7 protein-coding genes and 1 pseudogene are annotated in these 10,644 nt (G+C 34.5%); 1 reads left to right on the forward strand and 7 read right to left on the reverse strand.

All coding sequences use genetic code 11. From position 1 onward, the window contains the following. Positions 1-283 precede the first annotated feature (283 nt). Positions 284-2,296, forward strand: coding sequence for a hypothetical protein (locus tag BOW55_RS19730; RefSeq protein WP_129026064.1), 2,013 nt, complete (start codon positions 284-286; stop codon positions 2,294-2,296). Positions 2,297-2,465: 169 nt separating this feature from the next. Here the strand turns inward: BOW55_RS19730 and BOW55_RS19735 are convergent, their stop codons facing one another. From BOW55_RS19735 to BOW55_RS19765, 7 genes and pseudogenes are all read right to left on the reverse strand, one after another. Next, entirely contained in the window at positions 2,466-2,915 is a 450-nt protein-coding gene (locus BOW55_RS19735; protein WP_129026066.1) for a hypothetical protein, read from the reverse strand. A gap of 282 nt (positions 2,916-3,197) precedes the next feature. After that, complete coding sequence (locus BOW55_RS19740) at positions 3,198-3,530, reverse strand: DUF4870 domain-containing protein (protein ID WP_129026068.1); 333 nt, start codon at positions 3,528-3,530, stop codon at positions 3,198-3,200. A 46-nt stretch (positions 3,531-3,576) separates the two neighbouring features. After that, entirely contained in the window at positions 3,577-5,508 is a 1,932-nt protein-coding gene (locus BOW55_RS19745; RefSeq protein ID WP_129026070.1) for an OmpA family protein, read from the reverse strand. Between the two features lie 13 nt (positions 5,509-5,521). Then, on the reverse strand, positions 5,522-6,439 hold the full coding sequence (locus tag BOW55_RS19750; RefSeq protein ID WP_129026072.1) for a type IX secretion system membrane protein PorP/SprF: 918 nt from the start codon (positions 6,437-6,439) through the stop codon (positions 5,522-5,524). A gap of 48 nt (positions 6,440-6,487) precedes the next feature. Further along, positions 6,488-7,744 (reverse strand): gliding motility-associated C-terminal domain-containing protein, encoded by a 1,257-nt coding sequence (locus BOW55_RS19755; protein WP_129026074.1) that lies wholly within the window; start codon positions 7,742-7,744, stop codon positions 6,488-6,490. Positions 7,745-7,810: 66 nt separating this feature from the next. Then, positions 7,811-9,352, reverse strand: a complete 1,542-nt coding sequence (locus BOW55_RS19760; protein WP_129026076.1) for a hypothetical protein — start codon at positions 9,350-9,352, stop codon at positions 7,811-7,813. Positions 9,353-9,372: 20 nt separating this feature from the next. After that, positions 9,373-10,644 (reverse strand): annotated as a pseudogene (locus tag BOW55_RS19765) (collagen-like protein); the annotation flags it as partial.

Raw genomic sequence — 10,644 nt, forward strand, 5'->3', positions numbered from 1 at the left:
AATATTTTCAATCTTAAAATAATACGCAAATTCCTTTTATTACCGACAGCTCCTCGTTGTATGACTTGTATTCATATATTATCCGTTTTCTTTTCATATTCTATCAGATCATGATACTATTTTAGACATATCACAAACAAACTAGTTGGTACTGGTACGAAAAAACAAAGAAACCTTTCTAATTTTGATTTTCAATTTTATTTCTTTCTACTAAACAGAAACATAAGATAAACAACCTGAAAAATGGCCTTTTGCCCCTCATGAAAATTAAAAAATAAATACAATGAAGATATTATTTGCCAAAACCCGAAAGCATTTTCTATTTGTCGCAGCTGCACTTTGCTTTTTTTCCAGTACACTCTTTTCGCAAGAAGAGCGCCGCTGGCAGATTGATAAAGACGGATCTATTTCTTGGCAGATAAAGAACAATATTCCGCACAAAGACCACATTGAAATGAGCGGTAAAAAAATCTCCTGCGTATTACGATATGGTGTAGCGGCAGATGGTACGTTTCATGCTACCCGCAGTTTGGTTTGGCCAATGCTGAGAACAATTCCAAATAATACCCATGCTAGTTTTACGCGTCAGTTTGCGCAAGATGCCTTTGATTTGGTGACGGTAAATTACAAACCCATTGCTGCTGAAAAAGTAATTTCGCTAACATTGAACGGGACATTACTGGTTAAGAGTAAAGCAGGTACTACTCTTGAATTAACCAGACAGTTTTTCCCATCGACAACTTTATCAGGATATTGTGAAATTTATACCCTTAAAAACATTTCTGAAAAATCTTGCATTGTAGAAATTCCAAAATCAAATGCCGTTTATACGTCAAATCCAGCAAAAGGAACGGAAGGCAGTTATAATTTACATGTCGATCTTTTTAATCACGGAAATTTTAATCTTCAGCCAAACGAAACAATTCGTTTCACTGTTTTCTATTCGGCAGGTAAAACAAACGAGCCAACTCCAGTGGTAAACATTGAAGAAGAAAAAGAGAAACGTTTAAAATTAATACATGAATTTTGGCATAAACTCATATTAGAAACGCCTGATGAAGTTTTGAATACAGAATTTGCTTTTGCCAAAATTAGAGCTTCTGAAAGTATTTTTGAAACTAAAGGCGGGCCTATGCACGGTCCTGGAGGAGAATCTTATTATGCGGCTATTTGGGCAAACGATCAAGCTGAATATATTGGGCCATTCTTTCCGTTTTTAGGATATGAGTATGGTAATCAGGCATCATTAAACGCTTATTTGCAATTTGCCAAATTCATGAATAAGGAATACAAACCTATCCCAAGTTCGATTGTTGCCGAAGGAACGGATATTTGGAATGGTGCAGGCGACCGAGGTGATGGCGCAATGATTTCTTACGGTGCGGCACGTTATGCTCTTTCTCGAGGAAATAAAAATGAAGCCAAACAATTATGGCCATTGATTGAGTGGTGTTTAGAGTATTGCCATAGAAAACTTAATTCTGATGGAGTTGTAACTTCTGATTCTGATGAACTCGAAGGGCGTCTTCCGGCAGGAAAAGCCAATCTTAACACCTCATCTTTATATTATGATGCTCTTAACTCTGCTGTTTATTTAGGTGAAGCTTTAGGAAAAGACAAAACCCAACTGAAAAAATATAAAGCTGAAGCTGAAAATTTAAAAACAGCTATTGAAAAGTATTTTGGAGGAAAAGTAGAAGGCTTCGAAACCTATAAATACTACAAAGAAAATGATGTTTTAAGAGCTTGGATTTGTACTCCTCTCACAATGGGAATTTATGATCGAAAAGAGGGAACTATAGATGCTTTGTTTTCTTCAAGATTATGGACAAAAGATGGTCTAGCCAGTATTGCAGGTGATAAAATATTTTGGGACCGCTCGACTTTATATGCTTTAAGAGGCGTATTGGCTGCGGGAGAAACGGAGAAGGCATTGAATTTTTTACATTATTACTCGAACCGTCGCTTATTAGGCGATCATGTTCCGTATCCTGTAGAGGCTTATCCTGAAGGAGATCAGCGACATCTTTCTGCGGAAAGCGGTTTATACTGTAGAATTTTTACGGAGGGATTATTTGGCATTCGTCCTACTGGTTTAAACAGTTTCGATTTTACGCCAAGACTTCCTAAATCTTGGCCCGTAATGAAACTGCGTCAAATACATGCTTTTGAAAAAGATTTTGATATTACTGTTGAAAGAGTGAATGAGAAATTGAAAGTAACTATCTCTAATGGAAAAAAAATAGTATTTACCAAACGGATTAAAGACGGAAATACAATCAATATTCATCTTTAACAAATCAATAAGTTTTTACAAAAAAGGAGCTTCAATTTTAGAAGCTCCTTTTTGTATTTTTTTCATTTAGACGTGCTCTGTGCTTTTTGATTAAGTGGAATGTCTTTTTTTGGGCAGTGTGAATCTCTATCGAGAATATGTGTTTAAAAAATTATGCACATTGGGTTTGTTATACAAAATACAACACTGTTTTATATAAATCATTTGACTGTATTTGTTTTGTATCTACATTCAAAACTTTAGATTGAATGGTATCACTTTTTGATTGAACAGCAGTTTTAAGATATACCTTCAAGTCATTAACAATTCCTCTTTTTGTTTGGTAACCGCTTAGCGCTATCAAATTGTTAATTTCTTCTAGAACAGCAATATTAGCATACAATAACTTATCAAATAAACAGACTAAAGCAATTGTTCCTTTCTTTTCAAGTTTCAAAAATTCAATTAATTCTTGACGACTGTAAACTACAAATATTGATCTGTTAAGCCCTTGAGATTTTGGCTTTTTACTAATCAAAAATGAATCTTGGGTAAATTTAAATTCATCTGCAAAATTATTTTTAAACATTTTTAAAAACAATCCTTTATCGTCTCGCACCAAAACTTGTATCTTTTCCATTGTCAATTTCTTTACAATTAATACTCCCTAAACTGAGCTGATTACAGCTCATCAATGTTTCATTTTAGGTTTTGTATTTGTTTTTCTTTTTTGATTTATATAATCTTGATAAACAAAGACAAAAGTATTTCACTTCAAAATTAAACACCTCCACAATAAGACATAAAAACCTCAAAATAAGACTTTTATTCACTAACCATTTTAAGGAAACATTTTGTAAACAACGAGATAATCTGATAAAAGTATTGTACTGTATTCTTTTAAAAACAAAGAATAGAAAATTTAATATTTGATAAAGTTAAATCGATCAACAAACATAGATCCGATTAGTGGTATTGGTTTTCTTTTTTGGTTGACAGCATTAATAATCCCCGCTATTAAAACAATTAATACACCAAAGCTTAAGATGGTAAAGAAAGTTGAAATTACAGGATTAATTGAAAAGATTGGAAAAAATATGCTGCCTAAAACTGCACTCAAAACTCCTAATCCAAAGGACTGTTTTAGATGATATTGTGCAAATGAAGATCTTCCTCCATTATGATAAACAAGAAAAGAAATTACCCATCCTACAAGAGTTAAGTAACTAATTATTGATATGGTTTTTCGGCTCATTCTTCTCTTGTTTATCTAGTTTTAAAAAAAATAATTGATTTATATTTTAAAGTTTCGTGATAATAAATTCACTTCTTCTATTCATTTGATGCTGTTCTTCGGTACATTTTACACCATCAGAACATTCATTTACAAGTTGAGTTTCACCATAACCTTTACCTGTTAATCTGTTTGGTGAAATACCATTTTTTACCAGCCATTTAATTGTCGATTTGGCTCTTCTGTCAGAAAGTCTTTCATTGTATACGGCTGTTTGACGGCTGTCTGTATGCGAACGAATATCTATTTTCATTGTTGGATACTGATTTAAAACATCTAAAATTTTCACCAAATCCAAGACCGCTTCTGGACGAATATCTGATCCATCCAAATCAAAATAAATCATTTTAATATCAAAACATTTCCCTAAATCATCTCCTACTGCAACCTGACATGTAACTTTATCCAGTGAAATTGGCAAATACGTTTTTCCTGTTTCTGTTCCAATCGATGTACGAACTTCTTTAGTTGCATAATCTGCTTTTTCAACTCTTACATTATAGGTTTTTCCACATTCAACAGAAAAACTGTAAAATCCATTTAAATCTGAAATAACAGTACTTTTCAGCACCTGCATATTATCATACAATGAGACTTTGGCACCAGATAAAATAATTCCTGTCTGCGTATCTGTAATAATACCGTTTAACTCCTGAATACAATCTAATTTGCGCGTTTCTAAAAACTTATAAATATCATCAGAACCTTGTCCGCCGTCTTTATTCGAAGAGAAAAAACCTCTTCTGGACTTAGTATCAATAACAAATGCAAAATCATCGTTAGGAGAATTAATATCAGCACCTACATTTTTAATATTTGTTATTTCATTCCCGCTTATTTTACCAACAAATACATCTAAACCTCCAAGTCCTGGATGACCATCAGAAGCAAAATAAATTTCGTTATCAGCTGTTATAAATGGAAAAGTTTCTTTTCCTTCAGTATTAATGGTTTTACCTAAATTTTCTGGAGAACCAAAACCACCGCTTCCATTAATACTCACTTTATAAATATCTGACTGTCCAAATGTTCCCGGCATATCAGATGCAAAATACAAGGTTTTTTCATCAGGACTTAATGCTGGATGTGCGGTACTATAAGTATCACTATTAAATGGAAGTTCAATAATGTTCGTCCATTTATTATTTTCAAAAGTTGCTTTGTATATTTTAATTAGAGTAGTTTTATTACCATCTTTTCCTTTTTTGCCGTCAATAAAATTGTTTCTTGTAAAATAAACCGTTTTTCCGTCTTTTGTAAAAACAGGCGTCGCTTCGTTGAATTTAGAATTGATTTTAGATTTTATCTTTTCGGGTTTATTTGGATTGAAATCGGCATCAATATCAGCTTGATAAAGATTTGTAAAATGCTCGCCCGTCCATTTGTGAATTCGCTGTGCAAAATTCCCAGTATCTCTGGCTGATGTGAACACTATTTTATTTTGATAAAATGAAGTTCCGTAATCTGAGTACTTACTGTTTACTCCTGCGTCTTCAATTTTATATCTTCCTGAATTGGCTTTAATTTCTGCTAAATAATTTTTATCTTTTAAATAGCGCTCAGCTCTTGTATCTTTCTTTGATTTTTGAGCAAACAAGTCTAATATTTCATTTGCTTTTTTATCATTTCCAGCTGCTTTTAATGATTGTGCATAACGATAATAATACTCTGGTTCTACTTCGCTTTTCATAGCAAATAATTCCTCGTACCATTTGGCTGCTTTCTCAAACTCTGAATTGAAATAAAAAGAATTACCTAATTTCTTGAACATATCCTCAGATTTGAATCCTTTATCAGCAATTCTTTCGTAGGTTTTAATGGCATCTATATAGGCATAATTGTTATAGTCTTTATCAGCAGAAACTGTCTGGTTTTGCTGGGAATAACTATTAAATGAAAAAACAATTAGTAAGGCGTAAACAAGTATAAAATTTTTCATTGTTAATGTAGGATTAAAAGAAACGTGGGGTTGTAATTTTACCATAGTTTTTAAAGAACTCGTATCTCAGAAATATTTCATGCGATCCTGAATTATAATTTTGCAATTTTGTTGTTTCATGGTCATAGGCATATCCTATATAAAGTCCATCTGAAACCTGAAATCCTGCCATTGCGCTCAATGCTGCACTCCATCTGTATGCTGCTCCTACAACAAATTTGTCGTTGAACATAAAATTAGCTGAAAGATCTACTTGCAAAGGCGCTCCTTCTACCATTTTTACTAATACCGCAGGTTTGAATTTGATGTATTGATATTTATCTAAATCAAATACATATCCTCCCATTAAATAATAGTTGATTCTATCTTTATAAATCGCCACATCATTATCATCGTAACGATTGGTTTCTATAAAATTTGGCACTGATAAACCAACATAGGCTTTGTCTGAATGCCAATAAACTCCAGCTCCGACGTTTGGAGAAATTTTATTTCTTAAATCTTGAAATTGCGGATCTCCTTGGTCTTCAATGTTCAATTTATTAATATCTAAATTAAACAAATTAACTGTTCCTTTGATACCAAATGACAATTTAAAATTTGCTGATGTTTGAATTGAATACGATAAATCTGTTGAGAAATTATTCTCGTTTGTTGGTCCAATTTTGTCATTAACAAGCGAAACTCCAATTCCTAAATTACTATTGCTAATTGGCGAATTGACCGAAAAACTGCTCGTTTCTGGAGCACCGTCAAGACCTACCCATTGTGTTCTATATAAACCAAAAACACTCAATGCTCCTCTTGATCCTGCATATGCGGGGTTAATACTTATGGTATTGTACATATATTGTGTAAACTGAGCGTCTTGCTGCGCACAGCAAAAAAAACCAGTTAACATAATAACCACTGTATAAAATTTTATTCTCATGCTTTTATCTTTAATAATTTAAAGCTGTTTAAAATGTACCTCAACAAATTAATTTCTAGTTAAGTACAGGTACCCTGATTTTTTTAATACTTGAGGTGAAGTTCCAGAATATTTAATGTTTATAATGTAAAAATAGGTTCCTGTTGGCAGCATTTCATTTTTTGATATGGTTGTTCTTCCTTCTGAATAGCCTCTAAAAACATTTCCATTAGAATCATAATTTACGGTGTCATATACTTTTATTCCCCAGCGATTATAAATTTCAACGGTATTGTCTGCAGAACATTCTGTCAGTCCTCCAATTTTAAAATATTCGTTTTTTCCATCTCCATCAGGCGAAACAGCATTATAAACTGTCAAAGTACTGCAAGGCAAAACAATTCCGTCATCAACTCTTGCTGTAGTAAACACGTTATATCCAGAAACATTTACAGGAGTAGTAACCGTTTTTTTATCACTATCTACAACTCCGCCCTCATCAATCCAGCGGTTTTGAGCTTCATCCCATCTTACTATATGTATTGAACTTTGTGGTGACACGAGAACGTCTGCCGGCGTAGTCGATGATTCATCCCAGCTTAAAGTCAGCATTACATCTGAGTTTCCAGCAGTTTTATCCAAAGTCCAATATTCTTGATTATTGATAAGTACTATTTCCTTTGCTTTTTGACTGTGCGGATATAATGCATTAGAATCTTCGAAGAAATATTTGCCAGTAAAACTGCTCAATATTTCCTTTGGTGCCGAGATACCTGCAAATCGGTATTTATTTTTATCGCCAATTGGATAAGTAAAATCTTCTTGACCTACTTTTTGCACTTTACCGTCAACATGACTGTTATCGTTCACGTTAATATGTTTAGATTTATTCTCGAAAACTAACAATCCTCTGTATTCATCGTCATTAATAATTCCTTGCTGAAAATTAGCCGTACCAGAAATACTCACTTCGTTTGACAAATGAAAAGCGGGCTGAATACTATTGTTTTTAAATTCAGCATCATTCCACTGCATAGGCATAGTTCCCGAAATCTGCTGAAATCCTGTCGATCCAATCATTCGTGTTATTCCTGAATGTGATCCTGAAGAAAAACTTACCAGTCCGTCATTATTGTAATGACTGTACAAGATAAATTCTCCATCATTAAACAGATTTCCTGAACTTTTGTTATCCATTGCTCCTACTGTAGACATAGTTGTGCCAGATGTAATAAACAACTCTCCAACATTTACGGTCTGCGCTGTTATTATTCCACCGAGAAATAATAAGAGGGTTAAAAAAATATTTTGAATTCTTGATTTCATAAGTTCTATTTATTGACTTACTGTTTTATCGAAATTTTTTAGATTTAACTTAAAGAAATAACGCTTTTAGTATTTAGCATTGCTTTTTGAAGGAAGCATTGGATTTGTAATTACCTGACATTTTGATACTGTAACACTTATCACAGCTTTCTTAGATCTAAACCCTTCATCTCCATAAGGCTGAAATGTTCCAGCCGGATATGTTTTACCTTTTATATTATAGGATACTTCGGCCTTACCTGTAAATCCTTTAACGGGATTGAATGTCACTATTCCAGAAGCTGAATCATAGGTAAAAGTTCCTTCTGTTGTCGTAATCGAAAACGGATTTGCCGCAGTAGTACCATCAGCATTAAGAAATCTAAATTGACTGTAATCAATATTACTTGAAGATGCTGTAGGTATTGCATAAGTGGGTCCAGTATAGGCAACATCATTAGCGTATGGATTTATAGTTACTGGATTATTTTTGCATATTGTTGCATTATCAGCAACTGCTTCTGCGGCATAGGGTAAAACTACTTCTAAGCCCCATATTTTATGTATATCATTTAAACCTCCTGTTGAAGCTCCGAAACCAATTTTAAAACTATTAGGAATAGCAGTATTTAAAGTATGAGTTGTAGCTGCTCCTTCATTTAAAGAAGTATTATAGTCCGAGTTTTCTGGATTTGAATTTTCGGTATAAAGTATAGATTGCTTGTACCAATAATTATTGATTATAGTTCTAACTGTATTTTGATGCTGTATTTTTACTGTAATGTTATAACCGCCAGACGCATTGGGAACAAGTTCAATAAATGCTTTTCGATAATTTACATTGTTAGGATCTGTGGTATAGGCTCCAGATCGAATATTAAAATTATCCGGATCACCGCTATTGTAATCGTATGACCCTAAGATATTTAGCTTCGCACCTCCGTTTGATGTCCCTGCTGGAGTTAGTGTACTTTGGGTTGTAAGCACAGGATAACCTGTATAACCTGCTCCTCTTCCTTTATTATCCAAAGCACCTCCTCTAGCACCTCTTAAAGTAACATGACTGCTTCCTGAATTTGCCCAGCCTCCTGATGGAGCTGAAACTCCATTCAGCCTAGCATCACCCTGAAATGGATCTCCTTTAAAATTTCCGTAAGAATCTAAAGCAATACCTAAATAAGCTCCAGAAAGTCCTTCACGTCTATTGCCTGAATAGGAATCATTGGCTCTTAAATAAGAATATCCCATTCCACGTCCATTTGTTCCAATTGTTGGAGTAACAGCAGCATCAAATAAAAATACGCTTATACCATCTGCTCCAGTTCCTCCATAAATTGCATACTCAAATGAAATTTTAATACCAACTGCACTGTTAAATTTTTTATTATCAATGATAATTGCTCCAAATTTTGAATTGGTTGCTGGTGTCAACTCTAATCCAGTAGTTGTAAATACCGCAGCATTTGCAGTAGCTCCAGTTGGCAAAATTATTTCGGCAGGCTTTGTCGCCGAATTAAAGCTCTGTGTATACGGGAAATCACCATACACCTGTGCGCTTACTGTTTGAACAGCTGCTAGAAGCAAAAAAACTGTCAGTTTACTATACCCTTTTAAAAATGTATTTTTCATAATAGTACGTTTCAAAAACATTAGTCTCTTACTTTAAATACAATATTCATAAATGAAGCTTCTGTAGGAACAGCTGTAGATTTAACTGTATAACTGATAACTCCTGCTGCTGAAACCGTAACTGTATTAAATACATTAGTATCAAAATAAGTCACAAAATAATCTAAATCTGCAGGTGCTAAAACAGGCAGTGACGAAGATGAATTACTTCGAGCCTGTCCAGCAGAAGCACTGAACCCAAACTGTTGTGAATAAAAAGTATATATGTTCAAAGTCTGTGTACCTGATAATACAACCCCAGATGCGTTATGCGTTGGCACGACAACAGAAGGTGCATAAAAGAACTTTGGCATCGCTGCTTTTACTTGTTTCAAAACACCTGTTGAAGGATCAGCAACAACAATACGATCTGCTGTTGATGTATATGAACTTCCGTTAAAAATATTAGTATTGTTACCCGTTTGCAAACCACCAATTGCTAATGTATTAGCAGTTGTAGTAGTAACCGTAGTTGGTTTTATTAATGCTCCTCCTAACTGTGTATTACCAGTAGTAATTGTTAAACCATTATCGGCAGTAATTGCGCTGGTTATTGCTGGGGTTAAATCTAAAGCTGTTGCAGGTATTCCGTTTACTGTCGTTGTCAATTTAGCACCGCTTAATGCGTTTGCAACTGTATTTACTGCAGGTGCCGTAACACTAACACCATTTACTACTGATGTAATTGTATTGGTTTGATTTGATAATGTATGAGTAGTTGCTGGTATAACTGCATTTATAACGTAAGGGGCTGATGCAGTTCCAGATCCAGTTATTGAAATATTATTTCCTGCATTTGTAACACCTCCTTGACCAGCTGCTCCAGTTGCTCCTGTATCTCCTTTAACTCCTGCAATTCCTTGAGGACCTTGCGCTCCCGTATCTCCTTTTGCTCCAGCAGTTCCTGCTACTCCTTGCGGTCCTGTTGCTCCAGTATCACCTTTTGCCCCCGCTGTTCCTGCTACTCCTTGTGGTCCTGTTGCTCCAGTATCACCTTTTGCTCCAACTGTTCCTGTTGCTCCTTGTGGACCTTGCGCTCCTGTATCTCCTTTTGCTCCTGCAATTCCTTGTGGCCCTGTTGCTCCAGTTGTTCCAGTTGCACCTTTTGGTCCTGTTAAATTAGAAGTGGTAAAAGTTGTACCGTCAGTATAGGTAATAGTAAACGTTCCATTTCCGTTATCAACTGTCGTTGTAATTCCTTTTCCGCTATTTCCTGTTGCTCCTTGTGGACCTTGCGCTCCCGTATCACCTTT

The sequence above is a fragment of the Flavobacterium sp. YO12 genome (assembly GCF_004119495.1).
Classification (GTDB): Bacteria; Bacteroidota; Bacteroidia; order Flavobacteriales; family Flavobacteriaceae; genus Flavobacterium.

Coding starts and splice junctions, on each gene's coding strand:
- BOW55_RS19730 (WP_129026064.1), top strand. CDS start 284: ATGAAGATATTATTTGCCAAAACCCGAAAGCATTTTCTATTTGTCGCA.
- BOW55_RS19755 (WP_129026074.1), bottom strand. CDS start 7,744: ATGAAATCAAGAATTCAAAATATTTTTTTAACCCTCTTATTATTTCTC.
- BOW55_RS19735 (WP_129026066.1), bottom strand. CDS start 2,915: ATGGAAAAGATACAAGTTTTGGTGCGAGACGATAAAGGATTGTTTTTA.
- BOW55_RS19760 (WP_129026076.1), bottom strand. CDS start 9,352: ATGAAAAATACATTTTTAAAAGGGTATAGTAAACTGACAGTTTTTTTG.
- BOW55_RS19745 (WP_129026070.1), bottom strand. CDS start 5,508: ATGAAAAATTTTATACTTGTTTACGCCTTACTAATTGTTTTTTCATTT.
- BOW55_RS19750 (WP_129026072.1), bottom strand. CDS start 6,439: ATGAGAATAAAATTTTATACAGTGGTTATTATGTTAACTGGTTTTTTT.
- BOW55_RS19740 (WP_129026068.1), bottom strand. CDS start 3,530: ATGAGCCGAAAAACCATATCAATAATTAGTTACTTAACTCTTGTAGGA.